Source organism: Paenibacillus sp. FSL R5-0407, assembly GCF_038009185.1.
GTDB lineage: Bacteria > Bacillota > Bacilli > Paenibacillales > Paenibacillaceae > Fontibacillus > Fontibacillus vini.
This window is the reverse complement of sequence record NZ_JBBPAX010000001.1, coordinates 1,521,437-1,547,603: the sequence shown is the minus strand read 5'-3', so window position 1 is coordinate 1,547,603 and position 26,167 is coordinate 1,521,437. Positions and strand designations below refer to the sequence as shown.

Here is a 26,167-nt window from a genome sequence, read left to right as displayed (position 1 = left end):
TCGAAGGGAGTTGTCGTTGCGTGCTGGTCCATTTAAGTATTCGTAATTTGGCTGTGGTTGAAGCGGTGGATATTACGTTCCATCCGGGGTTTCATGTATTGACCGGGGAGACGGGCGCCGGTAAATCGATCATAATTGATGCCCTCGGGCTTATTGCCGGCGGCCGCGGCTCAGCAGATTTGATCCGTTACGGCTGCGATAAGGCCGAAATGGAGGCTTCATTTGACTTGCCTGAAGGCCACTCTGTTTGGGCCACTCTGGCAGAGTTCGGCATCGGGGGCGACCCTGCCGAGTCGCTGATCATCCGGCGGGAAATCAGTGCCCAAGGGAAAAGCACGGCCAGAATCAATGGACAGCTCGTTAATTTAACGATGCTCCGTCAAATCGGGGAAAGCCTGATTAATTTACACGGACAGCATGAACACCAAACCCTGCTCCGACCCGAACGCCATCTTGAGCTTCTGGATGCCTACGGAGCGAATGAGATCGGGCCCGTTAAAGCGGAATACCAGGAAGCTTATTCGGGTTTCGTAAAGGTAAACAAGGAATGGAATGAGCTCCGTAATACGAGCCAGCAGGCATTGCAGATGCTGGATCTGTATCGTTTTCAGCTGGAGGAAATTTCTGCGGCGGGTTTAAAACTCGGAGAAGATGAATTGCTTTCGGAAGAAAAGGTCAGACTATCCCATAGCGAGAAAATGATGGATTCCATCTCTCAGGCCTATGACATGTTGTACGGAGCTCAGGGGCTTGAGGCGGTAGCCAAGGCGATCTCACGGTTAAACGAAGTTGCGTCTTACGACAGCAAACAGGTTAATCCGCTGCTTGAGCAGCTTCAATCCGCTTATTATCAGCTGGAGGATGCTTCGTTCAGTTTGCGGTCTTACCGCGAGAACATCGAATTTAATCCCGAAAGACTGGAAGAAGTGGAAGACCGGCTGAATATGATCTCCACCTTACGCCGCAAATACGGGGACAGCGTGGAAGGGATTTTGGAATATTACGATAAAATCCGGCGAGAAACGGATACACTTGAAAATAAAGACGAACTTTTGGAACAGCTTCAACTCCGTCGGGAAAAGCTGCTTACAGGATTGATGGAAAAGGCAGTTAAATTAAGCGAGGTACGCGCCAGAAAGGCAGACGAATTAGCCGGTCAGATTGAGAACGAGCTGAAGGACCTGCAAATGGGCAGAACTTCCCTCCAAGTGAAGTTGGCTTGGAATGAAGATCCTCACGGTATTGAATGGAATGGTCAGAAGTTGCGTCCGGGCAAGCAAGGGATCGACAACGCTGAGTTTCTGATTTCCCCGAATCCGGGCGAGCCGCTCCGGCCGTTAAGCAAAATTGCCTCCGGAGGAGAGTTGTCGCGGATTATGCTGGCGCTCAAGAGCATTTTTGCAAGGCATGACGAGGTGCCCGTACTTATATTTGACGAAGTGGATACCGGTGTCAGCGGGCGTGCGGCTCAGTCGATCGCAGAGAAGCTGTACCGTCTGTCTCAGACATGCCAGGTGTTCTCCATCACGCATTTGCCGCAAGTGGCTTGCATGGCGGATCAACAGTATCTGATCGAGAAGGTTGTCGAGGAAGGCCGGACGATGACCCGTGTTGAACATCTTTCGGAAGAAGAGCGGGTAATGGAGCTGGCCCGCATGCTCGGAGGCGTAGAAATTACGGAAAAAACGAAGCATCATGCCCAGGAAATGCTGAATTTGGCCAAGGCGCAGAAGTTCCCGGTTTAAAGGGAAGTGGTGTGCCGGGACAATGATTGACAGTAATAAAAGGCCTGACCCGGGGTATCTTATAGGTACGCAATTGGCGACCACCTTTTCGTCAAGCGAAAGAAGCTAAGGGAGCGTGAAAGCCGTTGAACCCGAACCTCAGGAAAAGACTGCTCGGCCTTTTATTTGCCTTCTTCTTTTGTTTTCTTGGTACCTCCGCGGCTGAAGGCCGCCTACCGCAACTGCCCGATGAACTTCGTTTGTTTCAAGGGCAGGGCCGGCAAATCCATTTGGCTTTGCCGGTACAGGCAAGCGTCAGTGTAGATCGGCCCGACGTCGTCATGCTGAACGGTCAAGCGGTGCCGACCATGAAGGTATCCTTAGGAGACCCGCTAAACTTATCGTCCTTACACAGCGGAGAAGCCAAGCTTCGCATGAAATTATTCGGTCAAATCCCCCTCAAAACCGTAAAGGTTAATGTAATTCCCGATTTGAAAGTCATCCCCGGCGGTCAAACCATCGGCGTCAAAGTGAAATCGGCCGGAATCTTGATTGTCGGCCATCACCAAGTAAATGACAATAACCGGAGAGTCTCCCCGGGTGAAGCCGCTGGATTGCAGGTCGGCGATTTAATTACGCACATTGACGGCGTTCAATTGAAGGACGTTAAAGATGTTGCCGAAATTGCCGGAAAAGCGGGAAAAGCAAACAAACCGATGAAAATCACTTATAAGCGGAGCGGAAAATCGTTTAACACGTCGTTGACCCCCGCTTTTGACGGGCAGGACCGTGCCTGGAGGATGGGTCTGTACATCCGGGATTCGGCGGCCGGTGTCGGCACGTTGACGTTTTATGCGCCGGATCAGGGCGTGTACGGGGCCTTGGGACATATTATTACGGATATGAATACCCAAACTCCGATTGTCGTGGGCAGCGGAGAAATTCTTCAATCGAGCGTAACTTCGATTTCCAAGAGCGAGAGCGGCGAACCTGGTGAAAAACGCGCGCACTTCGTTAAGGAAGGAAAGACATTGGGGAATATTGAGCGCAACACGCATTTCGGCATTTTCGGGAAGATGGGGCAGAACCCTGACCATAGCGTGTATCAAGCGCCGATTCCGGTCGCCTTCTCTGATGAGGTCAAAGAGGGTCCGGCTGAAATCTTGACGGTCGTCGAGGGGCAAAAGGTGGAAAGATTCAAGGTCGAAATCGTTCATGTATCTAAGCAAAACGCCCCGGAGACCAAAGGGATCGTGCTTAGAATTACCGATCCGAGACTGATCGATAAGACCGGCGGGATTGTCCAAGGAATGAGCGGAAGTCCAATCATTCAGAACGGTAAGTTAATCGGCGCGGTAACCCATGTTTTTGTCAACGATCCGCGTTCCGGTTACGGATGCTTTATTGAATGGATGCTTCAAGATGCCGGCATTTTGCAAGGAAATCAGAGCTCTTCCCAAAATCTTAAGGCGGGTTAATCGCCTTAAGATTTTTGCTTTAAATCGGATTGGACGATGGTTTTTGTCGAATAAAAATGAATCAGATAAAATTGTGTAAATAAATGTATCATTATATATCATCATAATAAAAAAATAAAGAAAAATAATTTTCGACAGAAGGAATTTACTTTTGCGTGTCGAATCCTTATTCTGGAAGAAGAGAAAATAAAAATACTTAATCATTTTACTTAAGGAGGACAAAAGTCGGTGCAGAAAATTGAAGTGTTATTGGCGGATGATAATCGGGAATTTACAAATTTGCTCGCGGAATATATTTCGGGGCAGGACGATATGGTCATCTCGGGGATTGCTTACAATGGTGAAGAAGTGCTGGAGATGATCGACAATGCTCCAAAAGTTCCGGACGTGTTGATTTTGGACATCATCATGCCGCATTTGGATGGACTCGGTGTACTGGAGCGTTTGCGCGACCTTAATTTGAACCCGCAGCCGAAAATCATTATGTTGACCGCTTTCGGCCAGGAGAATATCACACAACGTGCCGTCCAGCTCGGGGCATCGTATTACATCCTCAAACCATTTGATATGGAAGTTCTGGCTAACCGGATTCGCCAACTTGTCGGCGTACAGACGTCCAGTGGAACTACATCCACGCCATTTACGAAATCCAATGTGGTACCGTTAGGAAAAGGAAAGAATCTGGATGCAAATATTACGTCAATCATTCATGAAATCGGAGTTCCTGCACATATTAAGGGATATCAGTATTTGCGCGAAGCTATAACGATGGTCTACAATAACATCGAAATTTTGGGGGCTATTACAAAAACTTTGTATCCGGCGATCGCAGAAAAGTTCAAAACGACACCATCCCGCGTCGAACGCGCCATTCGTCACGCGATCGAAGTCGCTTGGACGCGCGGCAATATCGACTCCATTAGCCATCTTTTCGGATATACGATCAACATCAGCAAATCCAAACCGACGAACTCCGAGTTCATCGCGATGGTGGCTGATAAGCTGAGAATTGAGCATAAGGTGTCGTGAAAGGATCCGATCCCCAAAAGGGATAAGGAATAACGGGTTAAAATGATGCAGACATCCAGAACGACTTTGCATACAGATATCAATATCATGTTGCATGCCGTATTTTTAGCTGTGAATCTCCTTTATTGGTTAAGGCTTACTCAACCAGTAGAGGAGATTTTTTATTATTCAAGGATTGACAATATATCCCGTTAGGATTATTGTATATATGAGCATATGCTCATATACGAATTCAGGAGTGATTCATGATGGATAAAAATACGCATTCTTTTTTAACGGACACTACCATTGACAGTGTATCGACGATTTTTAAAGCATTGGCCGATCCGACGCGTATCCGGATTCTATACTTGCTGTCGGAGGAAGAGTGCTCCGTTACGCACATGACTGAGGTTTTGGGATTATCGCAATCCGCCGTATCTCACCAACTAAGCTTTTTGCGGAATTTGCGGCTTGTGAAATTCAGAAGATCCGCGAATACGATGTATTATAGCTGCGATGATGATCATGTTATTTCGTTGTTAAGTCAAGCGATCGAGCATGCCAATTGTGATGAGGGAGGCGAAGGACATGCATAATCATAAAAATCATGATCACAATCATGGCCATCATAACCATTCCCATGGTCATTCTCACAGCCATGCTCATGGGCATCATCACGGAGATCATCATTCAGCAAGATCGGGCAACAAGAAAGGCATTCTCATTGCACTGCTAATTACGGCCTCGATAGCTGTTCTTGAGTTTTTTGGAGGGTTGATTACCAACAGCTTGGCCTTGCTCTCCGACTCAGGTCATATGCTCAGCGATGCCAGTTCTCTGGTGTTAAGTCTTATTGCGATCTGGTTTGCCGCACGCCCGGCATCTTCCCGGAGAAGCTTCGGTTATTACAGAACCGAGATTCTCGCCGCTCTGCTAAACGGGATTACCTTGTTCGTCATCGCCGGTTTTATCATCAGGGAAGCCTACGGCAGATTTTTCGATCCGCCGACTGTGTCCACCGGGCCGATGATGCTGATTGCCTTTATCGGTTTGGCTGCAAATCTGGCAAGTGCCTGGGCGCTGCTTAAGAAAGGCGATGTTAAAGGAAATATCAACTACAGGAGCGCTTATTTGCACGTCCTGGGTGATGCGCTGGGATCTGTGGGGGCTATCTTGGGCGGTATCGTAATGTGGGCCTTCGGCTGGTATATTTTTGATCCGATCATAAGTGTTCTTGTCGCATTGTTGATTCTTAAAGGGGCATGGGGCGTTATAGCCCAGTCGCTGCACGTGCTGATGGAAGGAGTGCCGGCATCCATCGACCAGAACAAGGTCAAGGTAGATTTGGAGCGTATTATGGGTGTCCAAGAGGTTCACGATTTGCATATTTGGTCGATTACTTCGGGTATGGATTCTCTTAGCTGCCATTTAGTGATCGGTGAGCAAGAGGATCAGCAAAGGATATTGCAGGAGGCGTTATCGATGTTGGAGGAGCAATATCGGATTACTCACGCCACGGTTCAAATTGAAACTCCGTTGATTCGCCATTCACCACTGCTGGTGTAGGAGATGAAGGAAATGAATATCAAAGACGTGATCAGTCTAATTCTATTTTTTACTTTCGTTATAAGTTACTTCATGAAACTCGTTCTGTTATCCAGAAAAAATGAGATTTCCGCCAATGTATTGGGCAAAGGAAACAAGCCGCCTGCTACTGTGATCGTTGAAACGGCCGTCAAAATATCTTCGTTTTGTTGGGCTATCCTATGGTTCTTGAACAGCTTGGGGATTGGGAATTATCGTTCCATCTCATTTGCCCGTCCTGTCGGATGGATGGGGGTTATCGTAGCCGGTATCGGTTTGAGCGTGTTTATCGCGGCGATGCTGTATATGAAAACATCCTGGCGTGTTGGCATCGATAAATCCACCGAAACGTCACTAGTAACGAACGGTATATACCGTTATAGCAGAAACCCGGCTTTTACCGGCTTCGACCTGATGTTTATCGGCTTCATGATGATGTACCCAAACCTGCTCGCGCTTATAGTCGGTGTCTGCAATTTGTTCTTCTTCCATCTGCTGATCATTCAGGAAGAAAGACATTTGAAGCAAACCTTTGGAGAAACTTACAACCGGTATGTCCGCAATACGCCCCGTTATCTGTGGTTTATATAAACAATTGTACGTGGTACAATGAACATGTTTTGAGCCAGAGATTGAGGAGGGGATAAGATGCCGGACAACAACGATTTGAACTTGGGTCCCCATCTGGAGTTATTGCAGCATCCCGCTTTAAACAAAGAAGAGCAGGACCTGATTAAGGAGCTTATTGAAAAGACGCAAAGCCTGAATGCGGAGAATGTCAGGCTGCGTAAAACAATTCTCCGGCTTTCCGCAGGGAGCAGCCCGAGAATGTCCAGCAAGCTGAGAGACGCCTTGTATGAATAAGGCGAAACCATCATAAGAAAAACGTCTATCGATGTACTTTCACGGAAGCCAGACCGCGTTTAGCGGAAGTTTTTCTTGCGATATCAGGCAGTTAATGCTACGAAGTTTATACATTCTGACATCTAAAAAAAATCTTTCCCACGAAATTGCGCGGGAAAGATTTTTTAATTGCAGGATTTGTCCGGTTCCTGTTCAGTTGGGTCGTCTTTCGTTCGAAGGCCGCGTTGACCTCCCGTTCGCGGGAACATAATCCCGGCCGCAATTTCGAAGATCGTGCCAAAGGTAAGACCGATACCTGCGAACACGTAAACCATCGTGAATACTTTTCCAAGCGAGGTTTGAGGGACAAATTCGGGATGGCCGACTGTAGTCAGGGTAACTACACAGAAATAAAGGGCGTCGAGCCAAGGTAGATGTTCCGCTTTAACATAGAATAAGGTACCCGATAACAAAGTGGCTGCGATCAGGAAGATCAGCACTTGAAAATGATGCTTCTTGAACGAATGACGCAGGCCGCTGAGCAGGCGTTTTAATGTCAGTACAAAAGATAGCATGTCCCACTCCTTACGGCTCGTTCAGCTAGACTTAAGATTCATTCAACCGGCAATTCAGGGCCGTGTTTCTGCAGCCTGCTTGCGGGCTTTTTTTCTAGGTCCGACATAATTCCGCTTGCGGTCCCTGAAGAAAATCCAGCCTCCAAGAAATCCGATACCGACTGCAAACAGCAGCAGGCCGACCGTAAAGTTCAACCAGTCGAACGTAACGGCGGAGAGAGTATCGTCTCCATGATCGGACATATATATAAACAAAGCGTCCTTCATCTTTAAAAAGCCGGTCATGGCGGCGATGCCGGGGATGACCAAAATGATGACGGCGATAAACCTGGAGATCATCAGTTTCATCGGATCAGGCTACTTCCTTTCGTCAAAACTTATTTTTATTATCATACCGTTTTCTTTAAATTCTGTCCATTTAGGAGCTTATTTGTATTAGGCTAAAAACAAGGTACAATGGTAAAAGATTATTATTCAATAAGAATGGTGGAGTGTAAATTATGACTATTTCATGCGATGTGGCGGTACTCGGCGGCGGAACCGGAGGTTATATCGCGGCGATCCGCGCGGCCCAGCTTGGCAAGGAAGTCGTGATTATAGAACAGGACAAGCTTGGCGGAACCTGCCTGCACCGAGGCTGTATTCCAAGCAAGGCGCTGCTTAGAAGCGCGGAGCTTTATGCCCAGATGAAAGATAGCGCCAGTTTCGGAATTGAGACGAGCGGCGTTACTCTGGTATTCCCGAAAGTGCAGGAGAGAAAACAGGGAATCGTCGATCAGCTACATAAAGGCGTTCAATATTTGATGCGTAAAAATAAAATCCAGGTTCTCCAAGGGAAAGGCCGGGTTATCGGACCTTCGATCTTCTCGCCCAAGAGCGGAGCCGTGGCGGTTGAACTGAGTGACGGCGAAATGGAGACCGTAGTTCCGGCCAATCTGATCATTGCCACAGGTTCCCGGCCTCGTTTCCTTCCCGGCTTGATCCCGGACGGCAAGCATATCCTTAGCAGCGATGAAGCTTTGTCCATGGAGGAGCTTCCGGAATCGATGTTGATTGTCGGCGGAGGAGTCATCGGCGTAGAATGGGCATCCCTGCTTAATGATTTTGGCGTTCAGGTCACGGTCGTTGAAGCGGCGGATCAACTGCTCCCGGCCGAGGACGAAGAGGTGGCACGCGAGCTGCAGAAACAGCTGCAAAAGCGCGGAGTTACGGTGATGACCGGAGTTAAAGTATTGACTGATTCGTACGAAGTGAAGGACGGCCTCGTACATATTTCCGCGCAGCGCGGGGATGATGTGACTATCCTGCAAGGGGACAAGCTGCTGGTGTCGGTAGGCCGGCAGGCCAACGTGGAAAATATCGGACTCGAAAACACCGATATCGGCCTGCAGCAAGGCTTCATCCGTGTCAACGAGCATATGCAGACGACGGAGCCGCATATTTACGCGATCGGCGATTGCATCGGCGGGCTGCAGCTTGCGCATGCGGCCAGTCACGAAGGTCTGGTCGCCGTGAACCACTTGGTTGGCGAGGCATCCCACGCCTACGAGGCGTCCCAGGTACCGCGCTGCGTGTATACGCGTCCGGAAGTTGCATCTGTAGGAATCACCGAGAAGGAAGCCAAGCAGCAAGGCCGGGAAGTGAAAACCGCCAAAGTACCTTTTTCAGCTATCGGTAAAGCGCTGGTGCAGGGAGAGCGCGAAGGCTTCGTAAAAATCGTGGCCGATGCCGTCACCAATGATCTTGTCGGCGTTCAAATCATCGGTGCACATGCAACCGAATTGATCGCACAGGCAGCTCTGGCACAATTGCTGGATGCGACGCCTTGGGAAATCGGACAAGCGGGATTTGCCCATCCTTCGCTTTCCGAAATTATCGGAGAAGCGGCGCTCGCCGTGGAAGGACGCTCATTATCCCTTTGATGGAACTATTATATTTTCTTTTTAGGCCGAAAGGGATTATAATAAGGTTAACCCAAGTCTTAGTACCAGGTTTTAAGATGAGATTAAAATCAGGCGAGGGTGCCAATTAAAGGAGGTAACTCCCATGAATGCAAAAAGTTCAATTAAAACTCAGCCAAAACATGAGCAGCTCGGATTGTCGGATGCCGAAGTGGTCGACATGTACAAATATATGCTGCTCGCGCGGAAATTCGATGAACGGAATTTGCTGCTGCAGCGGGCGGGCAAGATCAATTTTCACGTCTCCGGTATCGGACAGGAAACGGCGCAGGTCGCTGCGGCGTTTGCGCTTGACCGCGAACGGGACTATTTTTTGCCATATTACCGCGATTACGGCTTTGTGCTTACTGTCGGCATGAGTCTAAAGGAATTGATGCTGTCGGCATTTGCCAAGGCGGATGATCCGAATAGCGGCGGCCGTCAGATGCCGGGCCATTTCGGTTCCAAGCGGCTTCGTATCGTAACCGGGTCCAGTCCGGTAACAACGCAAGTACCGCATGCGGTGGGGATAGCATTGGCTGCCAAAATGCAGAAGAAAGACATCGTATCTTATGTAACCTTTGGGGAAGGCTCCAGCAATCAAGGGGATTTCCACGAAGGCTTGAATTTTGCCGGGGTACAGAAGCTGCCGGTCATTTTCATGTGTGAAAACAACCAATACGCGATTTCCGTACCGATCAAGAAGCAGCTCGGCGGTAAAGTGTCCGACCGGGCGCTAGGTTATGGATTCCCGGGAATCCGCGTCGACGGCAACGATGCGCTCGAAGTGTACAGAGTCGTTAAAGAGGCTCGTGAACGTGCTGTCCGCGGCGAAGGGCCTACCTTGATCGAAGCGATGATGTACCGGCTTTCACCTCACTCTACTTCCGATAACGATCTGGCTTACCGGACGAAGGAAGAAGTCGATGAGAACTGGAGAAAAGACGGGATTCCGAAGATGAGACAGTATTTGATTGAACATGGCTTGTGGAGTGAAGAACAGGATGAGGCGCTGAGCAGGGAAATTTCCCAACAGCTTAAAGATGCGATCGAATCGGCCGAGTCGGCTCCGTTCCCGAAACCGGAAGATACGCTCCTGCATGTGTATGCCAGCGAAGGGGAGGTTTAATCATGCCGGTTATGGAATATATCGATGCGATCCGTCTCGCAATGAAGGAAGAAATGGAGCGGGACGAGAACGTATTTGTACTTGGGGAAGACGTCGGTGTAAAAGGCGGCGTATTTACGACCACCAAAGGGTTGCAGGAACAGTTCGGTGAACTGCGCGTGATGGATACTCCGCTTGCGGAATCGGCCATTGCCGGCGTGGCGATCGGTGCCGCGATGTACGGTATGAAGCCGATTGCCGAAATGCAGTACTCCGATTTCATGCTTCCGGCTACAAATCAGATTATCAGCGAAGCGGCCAAAATCCGTTATCGCTCCAATAACGATTGGAACTGCCCTGTCGTGGTCCGCGCACCGATCGGCGGCGGGATTTTCGGCGGGTTGTACCACTCCCAGTGTCCGGAGTCGATCTTTTTCGGGACACCGGGATTGAAGATCGTCGCTCCTTATTCGGCCTATGATGCCAAAGGATTACTTAAAGCGGCTGTCCGAGATCCGGATCCGGTCCTGTTCTTTGAGAATAAAAAGTGCTACAAGCTGATTAAGGAAGACGTACCGGAAGACGACTACATCGTGCCGATCGGTAAAGCGAATGTATTGCGCGAAGGTACGGATATCACGGTAATCGGCTATAGTTTGCCTTTGCACTTTGCGATGCAGGCAGCAGCTGAGCTGGAAGCCGAGCAAGGCATCAGCGCTCACATTCTGGATCTTCGCACGATCCAGCCGCTCGACCGCGAAGCGATTATTGCAGCCGCTCGCAAGACTGGCAAGGTACTTATTGTTCATGAGGACAATAAAACGGGCGGCGTCGGCGCCGAAGTGGCGGCGATCATCTCCGAAGAGTGCCTGTTCGAGCTGGATGCGCCGATCCAAAGACTTTGCGGTCCGGACGTACCGGCGATGCCGATCAGTCCGCCGATGGAAAAATTCTTTATGCTGAGCAAGGATAAAGTTAAAGAAGCTATGACGCAATTGGCGCTTTTTTAACAAATGGGAGTGAGTAAATATGTCATCCAATAAACAATTAACCGATGTCCTTATGCCGCAGCTTGCGGAATCGCTCGTATCGGCTACAATCGGCAAATGGTTGAAGAAGCCGGGCGACAGAGTAGAACAATATGAACCGATCTGTGAAGTCATCACGGATAAAGTTAATGCCGAGATTCCGTCCACGCTGGACGGTATCATGGGCGAATTGCTTGCGGAGGAAGGCCAGGAGATTTCGGTCGGCACGGTCATTTGCCGGATTGAAACGGAGTCTGCAGACTCCGCTCCTGCAACTGCTGCAGGAGGCCATTCTCAGACATCGGCCGGAACCCCGGCTGCTGCGTCAACTGCTTCGGCATCCGCGGATCAGTCGCAACGGAGTCGTTACTCTCCGGCCGTACAAACGATGGCCGCGGAGCATAACATTGATTTGCGCAACGTACCGGGAACCGGTTTGGGCGGCCGCATTACACGGAAAGACGTATTGAATTATCTCGAGAACGGCGGAGCCGGATCTTCGGCCCCAGTGGCTCAAGCGCCGACGCAGCAAGTGCAATCCGTTTCCGCTCAACAGCCTCAAGCACAGCAATCGGCTGTACCGACGTCCAATCCCGGCGGCATTTCCGCAGACTTGAGCCGCGCAGCCTTCGAGCCTGTCCGCCATTCCGGTCTGCATTTGACCGAAACGCCGCGGATTCCGACGATCGAGGTAGAGGGTGGGGACCGCTCGGAGTATTTTATCGACGTAACCCCGATCCGCAATACGATCGCAACCCGGATGCGCCAAAGCGTCTCGGAAATTCCTCATGGCTGGATGATGATCGAGGTCGACGTGACCAATCTGGTCCAACTGCGGAACAAAATCAAAGACGAGTTCAAGAAAAAGGAAGGCGTCAACCTGACCTACCTCGCCTTTTTGCTTAAAGCGGTAGTCAGCGCCATCAAAGATTATCCGATCATGAATTCGGTCTGGGCCGTTGACAAAATTATCGTGAAGCGGGACATTAATATTTCTCTGGCTGTAGGTACGGAAGATTCCGTGCTGACGCCGGTTATCAAGAAAGCGGATCAGAAGAACATCGCAGGTCTGGCTCGTGAAATCGATGAGCTTGCCACCAAGGTGCGTGCCGGTAAGCTGAAGCTGGACGATATGCAAGGCGGTACCTTTACCGTGAACAATACCGGATCTTTCGGATCTATTTTGACCCAGCCGATCATCAATTACCCGCAAGCTGCGATTCTGACTTTTGAATCCATTGTGAAGAAGCCGGTCGTCATCAACGATATGATCGCGGTGCGCTCGATGGCCAACTTGTGCCTGTCGCTGGATCACCGGATTCTGGACGGCGTCATTTGCGGACGGTTTATGCAGCGGGTTAAAGATAATATGGAGAGCTACTCCCTGGACACTCAAGTCTATTGATTTGGAGGACAAAATCAGCATGACGAAATCCATTAGCATCTCATATATCGGAGAAATGGAATACGGGGAAGCTTGGGACAAGCAAAAGCAAATTGTAAAAGCGATGGATGAACAGCAGCAGGGGGAACACCTGCTGCTTCTTCAGCATCCGCCGACCTATACGATCGGCTCGCAGCGGCATCCCGAGCATTTGCTCCTTGGGCCCGACCAGCTTCGCGAACGGGGCATTTCCCTGTTTGAAATCGACCGGGGCGGGGATATTACATACCACGGTCCCGGTCAACTTGTCGGTTATCCGTTACTGTGGCTCGACAGCAGTAAAGGGCTTGACCTGCACGGGTACTTGCGGGACCTGGAACAGGTTATCATTGATTACTTGGGAGCATACGGAATTAAAGGATCAAGAAAGCCGGAATATACCGGCGTCTGGGTCGGGGACGAAAAAATTTGCGCTATCGGCGTGAAATTCAATAAATGCCGCCACCGCAAAGGGTTTATAACGAGTCATGGCTTTGCCTTTAATGTCAAGCAGGGGATTCAGGAAGAAGGGTTTCGGGGAATAATCCCGTGTGGCATTCAGGAATACGGCGTTACTTCCTTGGAGGATGTTACCGGACGTAATTTCACGGTAGAGCAGGCCGCAGAGGGGATTGTCCCTTATTTTAATGACCTGTTTGGCTATTCCGGATCTTTAAACCTGGTTTAGCGAAGGAAAATAGGTTCCAATAAAGCAAGTAGTGTAGAAGCTACCATCGCGAACAGCATTAAATATACAACGACTTTAAGCCACTTTCTTTGCATAATGTATATAACTCCTTCTTGGATTGATTTTGAACAGTCTATCTTATTTTATCGTAAAAATGAAAGTGAGGAAAGTCCAGTGATCAACAAGGACAGAGTGATTGCCCAGTTTCTGGAACTGGTGCAAATCGATAGCGAAACCAAACATGAGCGTCAAATTGCGGACATGCTGAAAGCCAAGTTCACGGAGCTTGGACTTGAAGTTGTAGAGGATGACTCCGCATCCCGGACCGGTCACGCGGCAGGGAACCTGATCGCAACATTGAAAGCTAGCGGAGAAACGGGATCTTCCGCAGCTCCCTTTTTGTTCACCTGCCATATGGACACGGTAGCACCAGGAAACGGAATCAAACCCATCGTTGGCGAAGACGGATGGATCCGCAGCGACGGCACGACAATTCTCGGGTCGGACGATAAGGCGGGAGTTGCAGCGTTACTTGAAGTCATTCAGGTGCTGCGGGAGAACAATCTGCCGCATGGACAAATTCAATTCGTCATTACAGTAGGCGAAGAGTCAGCGCTTACCGGGTCCAGAGCGATGGATGCCGGCCAGCTGGATGCGAAGTACGGCTTCGCGATCGATTCCAACGGGGAAGTGGGGTCCATCTGCATTGGGGCGCCAACCCGCGCACAAATCGATATTGAGATTTACGGCAAATCGGCGCATGCCGGCGTAAATCCGGAGGATGGCATCAGCGCGATCCAAGTTGCGGGCAAAGCGATTGCCAGAATGAATTTGGGGCGGATCGATGAGACGACAACCGCGAATATTGGAAAATTCGAAGGCGGGGGCGAGACGAATATCGTTCCGGATTACGTTAAACTGTATGCGGAAGCCCGGAGCACCTCGCTTGAGAAAATCAACAAGCAGATCGAGAGCATGAAGGAAGCGGTTGAAGCGGTCTGCCGGGAGTATGGAACGAAATTTGAATTCAGCAGTGATCTTGCCTATCCGGCATTCCACTTTAACGATGACGACGATGTAGTCGTTCTGGCGAAAAAAGCGGCCGTTCAGCTTGGGCTGTCAGGCAGCACTTTCATTTCAGGCGGCGGCAGCGATGCCAATGTATTTAACGGTTTCGGCATTCCAACCGTCAACCTGGCGGTCGGATACGAAAATATCCACACCACCGAAGAGCGGATCAAAGCTGCCGACATTGTAAAAGTGGCTGAATATGCTTTGGAAATTGTCGCTCAGTCCCTGAAAGTCAATTAATGAATCGCTTCATTTAAGTTACAAACAGCCGCCAGTTAGCTATTCGCTGATTGGCGGCTGTTATGATTTAACCTATTGTATTTCGCTAATGAATAACTTTAGACGGCTGAGGAGGGAGGTTCCGGCTTTGAGCGGGGCTCCAGCTTGTATGCCAATTCGTACGTTGAACAATGTTCAGGGCTTCGGAAATATCGTTCAAATACTTCTCAATCCTGAGCTGTTCTTCTTCTCCGGGGCGATAAAGTTCAATGCGTCCCATCAGTCGGTTCATCGTCGTATGTAAATAGCAGGAGCTTGCTGCAAAACGTGCTTTTGCCATATCCGGGAATTGTTGAGCAATTCGTTCAAAAATGACGGCAGCTTCCTCAAATCGACCTTCGTCATGCAGTATTTCGCCAAAAATATAGGCGGGGCGTGTAAAGGGAGGTTGTGCCTCCGTCAACAACGCAGCATTCAGTTGCATTAATTTGGACTTAGCGCGTTCTACGTAACCTTCAGTATATAGTGAGATAATTGATTCGCAAAGATGATATGTATCGTTACCTCCGGTTAATTCGTCTGCAAGATCCAACAGACCCAACTGGACGGAACGCTGAATGAGGGAGGAGATGAATTCGTAGGTGTTGGCTCCGGAATGAGTCAAAGACTGGACGGTGACGTCTCCCAGGCATAAACGGGCCAGAAGCGAAAGCTGCTCCAATGATTCAGCAAATTCTTCGGAGAATGGCCGATCGTTGTTTTTCCATTCCAGAATTGTATCTAAGGCTTGTTTATGCTCTCCGCAACGGATGAGACGTTCCAAATTTAGAAAAGATATATCGTCACCAAGCGAAACGGAAACCGAATGATGTGTTTCTTCGTCTTTCAACATAGATTTCAAATTCACCCCTTTAACCATTAACCATCTATTTGTCATTTGAACACTAATATTGTCGATTCAAGTCGATTTATTTTAAGCCGGAGCTATGCAGTTGAATGAAGTCTTTGACTTTAGTGCTTCCGCCGGCTTCTTTTTTCCATTGGGACAGAAGAATTCGAACTTGCCAGGCTTTGCCTCTTGCGGTCATCACATTGCTTGAAAAATGACTTTTCATGGAACTGCTCCTTTTCTGCAGGTTTGGTATAATAACACCATATGTTCGAAACGGACAAGTTATGACAGGGAGGATGATTTGAAATGACAAACGAGAAATTGCAGGAAAAAACAATCTCCACCGAGCCGGTATTCAGTGGTAAAGTGATTTCTTTGCAAATCGATACGGTAGAATTGCCTGACGGAACAAAGGCGAAGCGCGAAATCATTCGCCATCCGGGCGCCGTGGCCGTTCTGGCGGTGAAGGATGGACGGTTACTGCTTGTGGATCAGTATCGGCAGGCGATGGCTCGCTGCGAATTGGAGATTCCGGCGGGCAAGCTGGAGAAAGATGAAGATCCGATGGAAGCGGCTAGAAGGGAATTGCAGGAAGAGACCGGATACCGGTGCGGTAAACTTACGAAATTGCATTCTTTTTATACCTCTCCGGGTTTCGCGGATGAGATCATACATTTGTATGTGGCTGAGGATTTGACGGCAGGAGAAATGACGCCGGATGAGGACGAGTTTCTGGAGGTTATCGAAGCCTCGTTCGATGAGGTGCAGCAGTATATATCAGAAGGCCGGATCGCCGATGCCAAAACGATTTTGGCGGCATATATCTGGCAGCTTCAGCTAGCACAAACATCGGGTCAAGGACGGAAATGACGATGATGAATAGCGAACTGTCGTCCTTTTTCGCGGACCTGCATATTCATATCGGAAGAACCGGGCAAGGGGCGCCGGTCAAAATAAGCGGAAGCCGGGATTTGACGTTTGCGAATATCGCAAAGGAGGCGGCGGATCGTAAGGGAATCAATCTGGTCGGAATTATCGATTGCCACTCACCAGGGGTTCAGGAGGATATTAGGTTGAGCCTGCAAACCGGAGAAATGGAGGAATTGCAAGAGGGCGGAATTGCTTACAAAGGAACTACCATTTTGCTCGGCAGTGAGTTGGAAATTCGCGAGCCCGGCATGGGGCCGGCCCATTTGCTGGTGTTTTTCCCGGACCTTGCGACAATGACTTCCTTTACCGGCTGGCTGGAGAAAAGAATGAAAAATATTACGCTCAGCTCCCAGCGGGTATACGCTCCGGCCAAGGTTTTGCAGGAAGAGGTATATGCCAGAGGCGGTATGGTGATTCCGGCGCATATTTTCACGCCGCATCGGAGTATTTATGGCAGCTGTGCTCCCCGGTTGGACCATGTGCTTGACCCGGATCTGATCAGCGCCGTTGAACTTGGTCTTAGTGCAGACCACGAGATGGCGGGATGGATCAGCGAACTGGACAACTATACGATTCTGACCAATTCGGATGCCCATTCGCTTGGTAAAATCGGGCGGGAATACAACGAGCTGATCCTGCGGGAGCCGAACTACAGGGAATTCGAAAAGGCGCTGAAAGGCGTCGAGGGCAGAAAGGTTGCCGGAAATTATGGACTGAATCCCCGGCTGGGGAAATACCATAGAACTTATTGCGGGGGCTGCAGCTACATTATTGACGAATCGGAAACGGCCGTCGAGCGCTGCCCTTATTGCGGAAGTCCGAAGCTCGTCCGAGGCGTGCTGGACCGGATCATCTCGATCGCAGACCGCTCTGCGCCGGAAGTGCCGAGCCATCGTCCGGCATACCATTACCAGGTGCCGCTTGAGTTCATCCCCGGATTGGGCCCGGCCAAGCTGGAGCTCTTGCTGAAGTCTTTTGGCACGGAGATGAACATTTTGCACCAGGTACCTGAGACCGCTCTTGCCGGAGTTGTCGGTGAGGAATTGGCCGGTAAAATCACTGCGGCACGCTCCGGTAAGCTTCAGCTTGAATCGGGCGGCGGCGGAATTTACGGCAAAGTCTCCAAAACGCAGAAGTGACGGAAATATAGCATACGGAATAAGGCTTGTTCATAGATTAGTATAAGCTTAATCGTGAACAAGACAGGGGGCCTACCGTATGCTTCAACCTATCCGCCACACTCTAAAGGATCAAACACCGCTCTATATATTTGTCGGCGTACTATTTTTAATGGGAGTCGTATTTGGAGCGTTGATGGTAAATGCGCTGACGTTGGAGCAGCAGCAGGATTTATCCCGTTATTTAGGCAACTTTTTCGTATCGGTGAACGAAGGGGGAGAAGGCTTTATGCCTCAAACCTACTGGGAAGTAGCCGGTTTGCACTTGAAATGGCTCGGTTTGATCTGGCTGCTCGGGCTTTCCGTGATCGGTCTGCCGGGCATTCTGATCCTGGATTTTCTGAAAGGCGTGTTGATTGGTTTTACCGTAGGATGCCTGGTCGGCCAATATACATGGAAAGGGCTGCTGTTCGCGCTGGTCTCCGTCGCTCCGCATAATCTGATCGTTATTCCGGCCCTGCTGATCAGCAGTGTGGCCGCCGTGAGCTTTTCTCTGGGGATCATCCGCAGCAGGGTGCTGCTCCACCGTAACGGAAACGTCTCACGTCCGTTCCTGTCTTATACCGGTCTGACGCTGGCCATGGCGGCGGTGCTTATGGCGGTTTCTTCTTTTGAAACCTGGGTTACCCCAACGATGATGGCGTGGGTTACACCGATGATCGGGCAGAGTGCATTGTAAGTGCTGGTATATCAGGACTTGACTACTCCTTTAAAATAAGAAAAATCACATTTGCGGCGAATACTCAGAATCAAGAATGCTTCCGGAGTGAACTTTCACTTTCAGAAGCATTTTTTTCATTCAACTTTAAGATGAAGAATAGGATACGGCCGGCCCGAACTATCAGTTTCATCTTCGCTTACAACAATAAATCCATGTTTAAGATAAAATCTTTTTGCTTGCTCATTGTCCTTATTTACATCAACAGTTTCTACTTTGAAGTCATTGATAAGTTTTCTTAGAATTTGGGTTCCATATCCTTTTCCAATTTCATCAGGATCCAAAAATAACATTTCAAGATGATGGTTGTTAATGGATGAAAATCCAATGGTTAAATCATCGATATACCAAATCAGCACGTCAAGATGAGGTAAATACGAAGGGATTTCTTCTTTTATATCTTGCAAATCCTCAAATTTAACAAAATCATGAGTGGCAAACACTGACTTTTCCCACAGTTTTAATATATCTTCATAGTCATTGGAAGTGGCTAGTCTGTAATTCACTGTTAGATCATTTCCCTTCGTCTTTTCTATGTAATCCAAAATGCAAAAACAGGAATAAAGGCATAAAACCTTTTTTCAGCATTCTAACCCCTCCTCGATAAACTACATACATCAACACATTATCATTGTTTAGCAATTTTCAGGAGGGTTTTTGTGTTTATGAAAATTGACTATAGAGTGGATGAGGTGTCACTTACAGGCTGTCGAGATAATCTCGGCAGCCTTCCTTATTTATTTGATGCTATTCGCATGTTTTTCCAAAGATTCTCAACGAAACAAGCCGACGTTTTCCGTCTGCAGACCGATCCGAATCCAGCCTCAAGAAGGTTTTAGGGGCTGGCTAAGAAGCCATATAATTCAGACATACAAACACGAACCTGTTTAAATTCAGTTTATATTTGCGGGTTATTGTTTCAAGCATAAACAGTGATTGGAGATGTGGGAATGAACAAAAAACATAACGACGAGTGGGCCGTCGAAGCCCGGGGACTTGTAAAACTGTTCGATGACAATCGCGCTGTGGACGGCGTGGACTTGAACGTTCGCGCCGGTTCGATTTACGGTGTGCTAGGTCCGAATGGTGCGGGTAAAACAACGACGATTCGCATGTTAGCGACATTGCTGCGGCCGGATGCCGGGGAGGCGCGTATCTTCGGACACGATGTCGTAAAGGAGTCGCATATCGTACGGCAGCTGATCGGGGTAACGGGTCAATACGCTTCGGTCGACGAGTCGTTAAGCGCCACCGAGAACCTGATTATTTTCTCACGATTACTCGGACTGGGGAGTGCGGAAGCCCGGCGCAAGGCAAGTGATCTGCTGGAGGAATTCGGTCTGACCGAAGCGGCGAAACGTCCGCTGAAGCATTTCTCAGGAGGCATGCGACGTCGGCTGGATTTGGCCGCCAGTCTCATTGCGCAGCCTCCGCTCATATTCCTGGACGAACCGACGACCGGGCTGGATCCGCGAACGCGTTCGCAAATGTGGGATACGATCCGCCGTTTGGTGGACACCGGATCGACCGTGCTTCTGACCACGCAATACCTTGATGAAGCGGACCAATTGGCAGACCGCATCGCGGTGATCGATCGGGGACAGGTCGTGGCGGAGGGGACGGTCGATGATTTGAAAGCATCCGTCGGCACCTCGGCGTTGCATTTACGTGTCGATCAAGAACAGGATATCGCCTATGCCCGTGAAATTGTTGAACAGGTGCTTGATGTTCGAGCCAGTGTAACGGCGGAAGCCGGCAAGATTACGTCGCCTTTGACGGATCCCGATCAAGTGACCGACCTGCTGGTAGCTCTTCGTAACCGTGGAATACGGCTAACCGAAATCAGTGTGCAAAAGCCGACCTTGGACGAAGTATTTCTGACGATCACGGGACAAGGTGGAAACGAGAATAACATCGGTCCACAAACTTCAGAATCATCGAAAAGGGCGGAGGAAGTAAGAGTATGAAACAAGCATCAATCATGAAAAATACCGGGCGTCCATTAAAAAATCACTCAAGTTTCGGTCAGGCGCTTCGTAATTCGTTGACGATGGCCTATCGGGGGCTCTTGAAGATCCGCCGCACACCCGAGCAGTTGTTTGACGTGACGCTTCAGCCCATTCTTTTTACTCTAATGTTTACGTATATATTTGGCGGCGCCATCTCAGGAGATGTACAAAGTTACTTGCCGATTATCATCCCGGGGATTCTGGTGCAGACGGTCATTAGCACTTCCATCGTCACAGGCGTTCAGCTTCGCGAGGATATGGACAAAGGCGTGTTCGACCGGTTCAAATCGCTGCCGATCGCCCGTATAGCGCCATTGGCGGGGGCCTTACTCGCGGATACAATTCGCTATGCGATTGCCACTGTTCTTACCTTTGTTATGGGGTATCTCATGGGTTACAGTCCCGAGGGCGGTTTTGGATTCATCGTTATCGCCGCTTTACTAGTTATTGTTTGTGCATGGGCAGTCAGTTGGATTTTTGCCTTCTTCGGCGTCATCGCTCGTACGGCTGCAAGCGTGCAGGGGATTTCCATGATGGTCCTGTTCCCGCTCACGTTTCTTTCCAACGCTTTCGTACCTGTGGAAACCATGCCGAATTGGCTGCAGTGGTTCGTGCAGATCAATCCAATCTCGCATCTTGTCAGCGCTGTCCGTGAACTGGCCAATACCGGTATAATCGGCACCGAGTTCATCCTTTCTATCGTAAGCGCAGCAGCCATCGTAGTCGTCTTTGCACCGCTGACAGTACGCGCTTATATGCGCCGCACATAAGAAAGTCCCTTCCGCCGGTTTGGCGGAAGGGACTTCAGTACATTTTTGATAACTCTTCAAAATCTTACTTTCAGTTACCTGTCAGACGGTAAGAGAAATAAGGAATAGTATATTACTGGATTAATAAAATTGAAACGGGAAGAAAATGAGGTGATTTTATTTTAGAAAAACTGAGGAAAATTAATTTGAAAACTGCTGTATTTATGGGAATTGTTTTTTACTCTTTGACTATCTTAATCCACTTTCTTATTATAAGCAAAAGTATTCCATTCACATGGGTTAATGGTGGAAGGTCTGAATCATTCGCTGAACAGCTACCAATATCTGTTATAAATATGGTTATATCTATTATAGGTGTAGTTTTTACGTTGATTGTTGGTAGAATTAAATTATATAAATACAAAAGAGAAATAACCGTTATATGTTGGTTTTTTGTTGTACTTTGGTCTTTTGGATTTATACAACAATTGTTTGGAACACCTTTTGAAAAAATGGTTTGTTCGTTAGTATTGCTTATTGGAGTTATCTCGAACTTGCGAATGGCGATTGAAAAAAAATAGATATAACTATTTAGTTAATAAGTTGTGAACAATTACACTTAAACTAAAAGGGTTCGTTAGTTTAACAAGCAAATATTATAGAAATGGAAGTCCCGCAAATTGGGAACTTCCATTTTTATAAGTAATATCAACATTAAACTTTAACAGAGTCAAATTAATAAATCACCAGTTATTCCCTGACACTCTGATTACGTTGAAATTAGGGCTCTTGTTTTCACCGTAAATCGCCGTAATCCCCGGATTATTGATTTTTACATTGGTGAAGCTCGCTGACCCTACCGCCGGTCCTTGCCCGTCTTCCGCCTTGGCTACCAGTTTGATGCCATAGCGGGTCGGGTTATTGATCGTGATATTCTCCAGGCGGATATTTTGCATCGGGAGGTTTTCCGGAGACTTGGACTGGAACATCAGCCCGAAATATACCGGATTGTTGATGTCCACATTTTTCACCAGGATGTTCTTAAGGTCTCTGTCGCCGCCATGGAACCAGATGGCTCCGAAGTTTTGGTAATCGTTTATTTTGTCATCGGCACCGTTGCTGGTCCAGAAATCACCGCCGGTACGGTCTAAAGTCACTCCGTCGATGACGGTATCCAGCGCTCCAAACCCTAACGTATTATAACCGAAGCTCAAGCTGCTGATGGTAACGCCGGGGTAAGTCAGCGTGTCCGCGCCGTACAAGTTTTGGAACAGGTTATCTTGGCCGCCATAGACGGCAAATGCGGCCGCGCGTCTGACGTTGGTTGCTGTGAGATTGGTGTACTTATTGCCGACATTGTAGGAGCCGCCCGCATCGACCGCACTAAATAAGGCAAATGAATCGTCCCCGGTTCCCCGGGCATAGTTGTTATCGATAATATTGTAAGAAGATCCGTTGGTCATATTGATGCCGTCGGCGAACATATTTTTAATCCGGTTGTTTTTAAAAGTATTATGTGAAGAATTCACTCCCCAATAGAGACAAACGAAATGCTCGGCCCAGACGTTATCGATGGTAACGTTCTGCATGCCATTCCCGTCAATGAATTTGCCGGGTCCGTCTACCCTGTAGATATAATTGCCCCAAGCGGACAGGTTCTTGATGGTAGATCCGTTGGCGGCGGAGCTAATATTAAAACCGACATCGGTGTTTGTTTGATTCTGAGGGGCTGTCAGCTTTGTATGCCAAGGACCCGCGCCAATGATTTCAGTGGCTCGACCGTATAAAAAGATTTTTGACGAAATCGTCCATTCGCCGGCCGGAATGAAAATTCCTTTCTTGCCGGGATCTTGCCGGAATTCGTTCAGCGCTTGCTCAATGGATTTCGTCCCGGAAACCTGGACGTATTTATCCGGATCCGGATTTGAAGCCGGCGGGGCGACGTTTTCCGTTTCGATCATATCCACATAAATCCATGGGACATCGCCGGCGTCCTTCTGGATTTTGATTTTGGTCCCGGCCGGATAGACCTGGTCAAGCAGCAACTGGGCATCTTCGTAGAGCCAGTAAGCTTTGGAGCCTGAATTTTTGTATCCGAGATCCCCAAGCGTGCTGGGGGTTGCGTAGAGATAGGAGAATTTCGATGTGACGGTAAAGTTTCCTTTGTCGATGCCGTCTGCATAAATGCTGATCGTTCCGGTCGTGTTTTCCGCGACGGCGTTGCGAAGAACGAAGGCGTTAGCCGGCGAGGTGAGCGTAAATTCCACATATTCACCAGGGGCATCCAAATAAACGGCTGAACGCCCGGATGCTTCCCCGGCAAAGTCGCCCGGCGTAAAGTTCGGAGCCAGCTTTGTCCCGTTCGTGCCGTTTGAGGAGACTTCTGCTTCAAGGATGGTAAACGGCATATTTGCACCTCGACCGGAATATAAACTGGCCGTGCCGATGTTATTACTTTGCTTGATGGCCGCTTCGTTTGCATCGCTCGCGATCGTTGTTGTCACCGTATAGCTGCCGTTGACGGCAGTCCAGGTGCCCATAGTGACGTTGGCGGACGCTCCCGCAGCCAGAACCCCGTTATAGGCCCCGTTAAAAGTTTGAACCGTATTGCCCGCTCCGTTCTTTAATACGGTTGTAATGCTGTGGGCTCCGCCGGCGGAAGCGATATTCCCTTGGTTTTTGAGGTTCACGGTGAAGGTAACGGTATTGCCCGCGCTTGGATTACTCGGCGTCCATGAAGTTGTTCCGATCAAATCGGAGCTTTGAACCGAACCGACTACGAGCGGGGAGGAATGGGTGTAATTATTATTACTGTTATCGATCTCGACGACGACGTTGCTTTCGTCTGCTTTGGCGATCACTTCATAAGAACCGGCGTTCCGGGGTCCGACGTTGGCTGAGACAACGGTAGATGTCCCCGCGGCGAGCGGGCTGACGGAAGCCGTTCCGGCCAAGGAGCCGTCCAGATAAAAGTTCACGTCCGTTGCCGAGGCAGCCGCTGTGCCGATATTTTGGACGGTGGCTTGCAGCGTAATGCCGTCGGTTTCACTCGGAGAAGCAGGGGACCAGGAGATTCCGTTGACTGTTAGATCCGGGTTTGGAGCCGGTGTACCGAAGATCTGGAATTCGGCGACTTGTCCGGCTGGAGCTCCGGAATTAGCCGTAAACCGGAGTTGCAGGCTGCTCGCCGTCGCATTGACGGGAATCGTCACTGTATTTTGCGAAGCAGGATTAAATGTATATGAAGCAGAGGAGACCAGATTATTGAAAGTCGTGGAATTTTGAGCATGTCCAAGGACTTGAATACTCTGTGTGCGCGTTGACCATGAGCTGGCGGGATTGAGCTTGATTACGATCTTACTCACATTGGCATTGGCTCCAAGGTCTACGGTAAGTGTGCTTGGATGTCCGCTGCCTTCCCAATAAGTGCTTGTATCGTTGTCGTTGGCATTGGCCGCCACAAAGGTGAAGGTGGAGGAAGAGGCGGTAATCGGCTTGCCGATAGCAAGGTTCTTCTCAGTGCCGCTGTCCGACCCGTTGCGCGTTACTGAGTTGCTTGGAGAGGATGCGTTGCCTGCGGCATCTTTGGCGATTACGTAATAGGTGACAGTCGCGTTTGGAGGTTGCTGGTCCGTATACGTCAGCGTAGAAGCGTTGACGCTGACGCGGAGCTGGTTGTTTGCGAATATGTCATATCCGGTAACGCCGACATTGTCGGTAGCCGGGCTCCAGGAGAGTTGAACAGTTTCCGAAGTTGGTTGTGTGTAAGCGAGATTGGATGGAGCCGTCGGTGGCTGATTATCGGCGGGGGTTCCGCCCGGTGTGAAATTGATCCAGTTAATATTGAAATCGTATCCACTGGCATAAATACGAAGCGTTTGCGGCCCGGCACCAAGCGCCACGGTGGCAGTAACGGTTAGCCAATTTTGCCAGCCCCCGGTGTTCGGGATCGCTGTGGTAGCTAGCGTCGTTCCGCCGGTTTGGAGTTGAATCTCACCCGTGCCTGAGTTACTGGCTACCCGATACTCAACGGTGTAGATACCAGCGGTTTGCACGTTTACATTATAGTCCAGCCAATCGCCGGTGTGGATCCATCCCACATTAAGGCCGCCGCCGCTATCCCCGGTAGGCTCGGTTTCGATTCCGTTCATCCCGCTGTAGTTTTCCGCTTCGATCTTGCCCGGAATAACCGATGCCTCGGCTTGCAAAGCTCCGTAGACTTCCAGTTCGGAGAGCTGCGCCGCCGGCCAGCCGGTATTGGCGGTTACGCTGATCCGCACGTAGCGTGTGTCGGTTGCCGGGAAATCGACAGTCGACTTATTCCCGCTGTTTGGATCGAACGTATAGCTGGCCGCTGGCTTAAGATCCGTGAAGCTTGTTCCGTCTGTGCTGCCTTGTACGGACAGGGTTTGCGAACGGCTCTCCCATCCGGCCGGAAGTTTAAGTACAACTTGGTCAATTCGGATTGTGTTGCCAAGATCGACCTGTACCCATTGCGGAAAGGCATTGTTCGTGCTCTCCCAGTACGTACCTGAGTTACCGTCAGTTACATTGGACGCAGCATATACATCGGCATGTCCGGATTCAGCCACCGGTTTGCCTGCGGCCAAATTGGGGCCGCCTGCTGCGTGAACAGAAGCGGGTGACCCTAAAGAGACAAGGAACGATCCGGCAAGCATAGTTACGATGCAAACCCACGCGATAAAGACTCTTTGGCTTTTCACGATGTTATTCTCCTTTCATATTTAAAATAACTTTGCAGCTTAAACTCCAACACTAAATTCCATCACCACCCTTATTTACATTTTTACCGACTAAATTCCAATGTAAGCGATACCATAAAACTTCAAATCCCTCCTTCTATTATTTTGAAATAAATCATTTACATAAAGATCATAAATCGGGAGAGGATGCCAAATATAGTAGTGATTCTATTGAAAAGATGTGCAAGATTAAGAATCTTGCAGTGAAGTAATTCATAGAGAAACTTCTTTTGCCA

Annotated in this window: 27 protein-coding genes; 20 read left to right on the top strand and 7 right to left on the bottom strand. The window is 49.2% G+C overall.

The annotated features are described in order from the left end of the window. Positions 1-20: 20 nt before the first annotated feature. The 7 genes from recN (at position 21) to NYE70_RS07550 (ending at position 6,661) form a co-directional block, all read left to right on the top strand. Positions 21-1,745 (top strand): DNA repair protein RecN, encoded by a 1,725-nt coding sequence (gene recN / locus NYE70_RS07580; RefSeq protein ID WP_341045576.1) that lies wholly within the window; start codon positions 21-23, stop codon positions 1,743-1,745. A 125-nt stretch (positions 1,746-1,870) separates the two neighbouring features. Continuing rightward, the gene (gene spoIVB, locus NYE70_RS07575; RefSeq protein ID WP_341045574.1) at positions 1,871-3,202 is read left to right on the top strand and encodes a SpoIVB peptidase; all 1,332 of its coding nucleotides are present in this window, start codon (positions 1,871-1,873) and stop codon (positions 3,200-3,202) included. Positions 3,203-3,430: 228 nt separating this feature from the next. Beyond that, entirely contained in the window at positions 3,431-4,231 is an 801-nt protein-coding gene (spo0A, locus tag NYE70_RS07570; RefSeq protein ID WP_211019580.1) for a sporulation transcription factor Spo0A, read from the top strand. A gap of 248 nt (positions 4,232-4,479) precedes the next feature. After that, the gene (locus NYE70_RS07565; RefSeq protein WP_211019579.1) at positions 4,480-4,809 is read left to right on the top strand and encodes an ArsR/SmtB family transcription factor; all 330 of its coding nucleotides are present in this window, start codon (positions 4,480-4,482) and stop codon (positions 4,807-4,809) included. Then, positions 4,802-5,779: a cation diffusion facilitator family transporter gene (locus NYE70_RS07560; RefSeq protein ID WP_341045573.1), complete on the top strand. Its 978-nt coding sequence runs from the start codon at positions 4,802-4,804 to the stop codon at positions 5,777-5,779. The genes NYE70_RS07565 and NYE70_RS07560 overlap by 8 nt, the downstream gene beginning before the upstream one ends. A gap of 12 nt (positions 5,780-5,791) precedes the next feature. After that, positions 5,792-6,388, top strand: coding sequence for a methyltransferase family protein (locus NYE70_RS07555; RefSeq protein WP_341045571.1), 597 nt, complete (start codon positions 5,792-5,794; stop codon positions 6,386-6,388). Positions 6,389-6,445: 57 nt separating this feature from the next. Beyond that, positions 6,446-6,661 carry a hypothetical protein gene (locus tag NYE70_RS07550; protein ID WP_211019576.1) on the top strand — a complete coding sequence of 72 codons (216 nt, stop codon included), beginning with the start codon at positions 6,446-6,448 and terminating at the stop codon, positions 6,659-6,661. A gap of 164 nt (positions 6,662-6,825) precedes the next feature. Here the strand turns inward: NYE70_RS07550 and NYE70_RS07545 are convergent, their stop codons facing one another. Continuing rightward, positions 6,826-7,215 carry a potassium channel family protein gene (locus tag NYE70_RS07545; RefSeq protein WP_341045570.1) on the bottom strand — a complete coding sequence of 130 codons (390 nt, stop codon included), beginning with the start codon at positions 7,213-7,215 and terminating at the stop codon, positions 6,826-6,828. 54 nt (positions 7,216-7,269) lie between these two features. Continuing rightward, entirely contained in the window at positions 7,270-7,563 is a 294-nt protein-coding gene (locus NYE70_RS07540) for a DUF2627 domain-containing protein (RefSeq protein WP_211019574.1), read from the bottom strand. 152 nt (positions 7,564-7,715) lie between these two features. On the opposite strand from NYE70_RS07540, the gene lpdA reads away from it, so the two are divergent. From lpdA to lipB, 5 genes are all read left to right on the top strand, one after another. After that, positions 7,716-9,137 (top strand): dihydrolipoyl dehydrogenase, encoded by a 1,422-nt coding sequence (gene lpdA, locus NYE70_RS07535; RefSeq protein ID WP_341045569.1) that lies wholly within the window; start codon positions 7,716-7,718, stop codon positions 9,135-9,137. Positions 9,138-9,261: 124 nt separating this feature from the next. Then, complete coding sequence (locus NYE70_RS07530) at positions 9,262-10,284, top strand: thiamine pyrophosphate-dependent dehydrogenase E1 component subunit alpha (protein WP_341045568.1); 1,023 nt, start codon at positions 9,262-9,264, stop codon at positions 10,282-10,284. Between the two features lie 2 nt (positions 10,285-10,286). Next, positions 10,287-11,273 (top strand): alpha-ketoacid dehydrogenase subunit beta, encoded by a 987-nt coding sequence (locus tag NYE70_RS07525; RefSeq protein ID WP_213653999.1) that lies wholly within the window; start codon positions 10,287-10,289, stop codon positions 11,271-11,273. Between the two features lie 19 nt (positions 11,274-11,292). Continuing rightward, positions 11,293-12,696, top strand: a complete 1,404-nt coding sequence (locus NYE70_RS07520) for a dihydrolipoamide acetyltransferase family protein (RefSeq protein WP_341045567.1) — start codon at positions 11,293-11,295, stop codon at positions 12,694-12,696. 19 nt (positions 12,697-12,715) lie between these two features. Further along, positions 12,716-13,402, top strand: coding sequence for a lipoyl(octanoyl) transferase LipB (gene lipB / locus NYE70_RS07515; RefSeq protein ID WP_290406157.1), 687 nt, complete (start codon positions 12,716-12,718; stop codon positions 13,400-13,402). Here the strand turns inward: lipB and prli42 are convergent. Further along, entirely contained in the window at positions 13,399-13,497 is a 99-nt protein-coding gene (prli42, locus tag NYE70_RS07510; protein ID WP_280520358.1) for a stressosome-associated protein Prli42, read from the bottom strand. The two genes, lipB and prli42, sit on opposite strands and share 4 nt — an antisense overlap. A 79-nt stretch (positions 13,498-13,576) precedes the next feature. Here prli42 and NYE70_RS07505 point away from each other — a divergent pair, with 79 nt between their 5' ends. After that, complete coding sequence (locus tag NYE70_RS07505) at positions 13,577-14,713, top strand: M20/M25/M40 family metallo-hydrolase (protein ID WP_341045565.1); 1,137 nt, start codon at positions 13,577-13,579, stop codon at positions 14,711-14,713. Positions 14,714-14,798: 85 nt separating this feature from the next. Here the strand turns inward: NYE70_RS07505 and NYE70_RS07500 are convergent, their stop codons facing one another. Together NYE70_RS07500 and NYE70_RS07495 are read right to left on the bottom strand one after the other, a co-directional pair. Continuing rightward, positions 14,799-15,584 carry a tetratricopeptide repeat protein gene (locus NYE70_RS07500; protein WP_341045564.1) on the bottom strand — a complete coding sequence of 262 codons (786 nt, stop codon included), beginning with the start codon at positions 15,582-15,584 and terminating at the stop codon, positions 14,799-14,801. A 76-nt stretch (positions 15,585-15,660) separates the two neighbouring features. Further along, on the bottom strand, positions 15,661-15,807 hold the full coding sequence (locus NYE70_RS07495; protein WP_211019566.1) for a Z-ring formation inhibitor MciZ: 147 nt from the start codon (positions 15,805-15,807) through the stop codon (positions 15,661-15,663). Positions 15,808-15,890: 83 nt separating this feature from the next. Between NYE70_RS07495 and NYE70_RS07490 the strand changes: the two genes are divergently transcribed. The 3 genes from NYE70_RS07490 to spoIIM all read left to right on the top strand — a co-directional run bounded on the left by NYE70_RS07490 (position 15,891) and on the right by spoIIM (position 18,371). After that, positions 15,891-16,454, top strand: coding sequence for an NUDIX hydrolase (locus tag NYE70_RS07490; protein WP_341045562.1), 564 nt, complete (start codon positions 15,891-15,893; stop codon positions 16,452-16,454). 2 nt (positions 16,455-16,456) lie between these two features. After that, positions 16,457-17,653: an endonuclease Q family protein gene (locus NYE70_RS07485; RefSeq protein WP_445323752.1), complete on the top strand. Its 1,197-nt coding sequence runs from the start codon at positions 16,457-16,459 to the stop codon at positions 17,651-17,653. A gap of 79 nt (positions 17,654-17,732) precedes the next feature. After that, entirely contained in the window at positions 17,733-18,371 is a 639-nt protein-coding gene (gene spoIIM / locus NYE70_RS07480; protein ID WP_341045561.1) for a stage II sporulation protein M, read from the top strand. 116 nt (positions 18,372-18,487) lie between these two features. Here spoIIM and NYE70_RS07475 read toward each other — a convergent pair whose 3' ends face one another. After that, complete coding sequence (locus tag NYE70_RS07475; protein WP_341045560.1) at positions 18,488-18,916, bottom strand: GNAT family N-acetyltransferase; 429 nt, start codon at positions 18,914-18,916, stop codon at positions 18,488-18,490. Positions 18,917-19,075: 159 nt separating this feature from the next. On the opposite strand from NYE70_RS07475, the gene NYE70_RS07470 reads away from it, so the two are divergent. From NYE70_RS07470 to NYE70_RS07455, 4 genes are all read left to right on the top strand, one after another. Beyond that, positions 19,076-19,249 carry a hypothetical protein gene (locus NYE70_RS07470; protein WP_341045559.1) on the top strand — a complete coding sequence of 58 codons (174 nt, stop codon included), beginning with the start codon at positions 19,076-19,078 and terminating at the stop codon, positions 19,247-19,249. Positions 19,250-19,360: 111 nt separating this feature from the next. Beyond that, positions 19,361-20,377, top strand: a complete 1,017-nt coding sequence (locus NYE70_RS07465; RefSeq protein ID WP_341045557.1) for an ATP-binding cassette domain-containing protein — start codon at positions 19,361-19,363, stop codon at positions 20,375-20,377. After that, positions 20,374-21,189, top strand: coding sequence for an ABC transporter permease (locus NYE70_RS07460; RefSeq protein ID WP_341045556.1), 816 nt, complete (start codon positions 20,374-20,376; stop codon positions 21,187-21,189). The genes NYE70_RS07465 and NYE70_RS07460 overlap by 4 nt, the downstream gene beginning before the upstream one ends. Before the next feature lie 185 nt (positions 21,190-21,374). Next, positions 21,375-21,749: a hypothetical protein gene (locus NYE70_RS07455; RefSeq protein WP_341045555.1), complete on the top strand. Its 375-nt coding sequence runs from the start codon at positions 21,375-21,377 to the stop codon at positions 21,747-21,749. Between the two features lie 162 nt (positions 21,750-21,911). Here the strand turns inward: NYE70_RS07455 and NYE70_RS07450 are convergent, their stop codons facing one another. After that, positions 21,912-25,847, bottom strand: coding sequence for a discoidin domain-containing protein (locus NYE70_RS07450; RefSeq protein WP_445323833.1), 3,936 nt, complete (start codon positions 25,845-25,847; stop codon positions 21,912-21,914). Positions 25,848-26,167: the final 320 nt, after the last annotated feature.

Bases quoted from the DNA above. Each gene is read 5' to 3' on its own strand.
- NYE70_RS07525 (WP_213653999.1), top strand. From the start codon at position 10,287: ATGCCGGTTATGGAATATATCGATGCGATCCGTCTCGCAATGAAGGAA.
- NYE70_RS07470 (WP_341045559.1), top strand. From the start codon at position 19,076: ATGAAAATTGACTATAGAGTGGATGAGGTGTCACTTACAGGCTGTCGA.
- NYE70_RS07565 (WP_211019579.1), top strand. From the start codon at position 4,480: ATGGATAAAAATACGCATTCTTTTTTAACGGACACTACCATTGACAGT.
- NYE70_RS07530 (WP_341045568.1), top strand. From the start codon at position 9,262: ATGAATGCAAAAAGTTCAATTAAAACTCAGCCAAAACATGAGCAGCTC.
- NYE70_RS07555 (WP_341045571.1), top strand. From the start codon at position 5,792: ATGAATATCAAAGACGTGATCAGTCTAATTCTATTTTTTACTTTCGTT.
- NYE70_RS07550 (WP_211019576.1), top strand. From the start codon at position 6,446: ATGCCGGACAACAACGATTTGAACTTGGGTCCCCATCTGGAGTTATTG.
- NYE70_RS07465 (WP_341045557.1), top strand. From the start codon at position 19,361: ATGAACAAAAAACATAACGACGAGTGGGCCGTCGAAGCCCGGGGACTT.
- NYE70_RS07520 (WP_341045567.1), top strand. From the start codon at position 11,293: ATGTCATCCAATAAACAATTAACCGATGTCCTTATGCCGCAGCTTGCG.
- NYE70_RS07500 (WP_341045564.1), bottom strand. From the start codon at position 15,584: ATGTTGAAAGACGAAGAAACACATCATTCGGTTTCCGTTTCGCTTGGT.
- NYE70_RS07495 (WP_211019566.1), bottom strand. From the start codon at position 15,807: ATGAAAAGTCATTTTTCAAGCAATGTGATGACCGCAAGAGGCAAAGCC.
- spoIIM (WP_341045561.1), top strand. From the start codon at position 17,733: ATGCTTCAACCTATCCGCCACACTCTAAAGGATCAAACACCGCTCTAT.
- prli42 (WP_280520358.1), bottom strand. From the start codon at position 13,497: ATGCAAAGAAAGTGGCTTAAAGTCGTTGTATATTTAATGCTGTTCGCG.
- NYE70_RS07490 (WP_341045562.1), top strand. From the start codon at position 15,891: ATGACAAACGAGAAATTGCAGGAAAAAACAATCTCCACCGAGCCGGTA.
- NYE70_RS07540 (WP_211019574.1), bottom strand. From the start codon at position 7,563: ATGAAACTGATGATCTCCAGGTTTATCGCCGTCATCATTTTGGTCATC.
- lpdA (WP_341045569.1), top strand. From the start codon at position 7,716: ATGACTATTTCATGCGATGTGGCGGTACTCGGCGGCGGAACCGGAGGT.
- NYE70_RS07450 (WP_445323833.1), bottom strand. From the start codon at position 25,847: ATGCTTGCCGGATCGTTCCTTGTCTCTTTAGGGTCACCCGCTTCTGTT.
- NYE70_RS07545 (WP_341045570.1), bottom strand. From the start codon at position 7,215: ATGCTATCTTTTGTACTGACATTAAAACGCCTGCTCAGCGGCCTGCGT.
- NYE70_RS07485 (WP_445323752.1), top strand. From the start codon at position 16,457: ATGATGAATAGCGAACTGTCGTCCTTTTTCGCGGACCTGCATATTCAT.
- lipB (WP_290406157.1), top strand. From the start codon at position 12,716: ATGACGAAATCCATTAGCATCTCATATATCGGAGAAATGGAATACGGG.
- NYE70_RS07560 (WP_341045573.1), top strand. From the start codon at position 4,802: ATGCATAATCATAAAAATCATGATCACAATCATGGCCATCATAACCAT.
- NYE70_RS07460 (WP_341045556.1), top strand. From the start codon at position 20,374: ATGAAACAAGCATCAATCATGAAAAATACCGGGCGTCCATTAAAAAAT.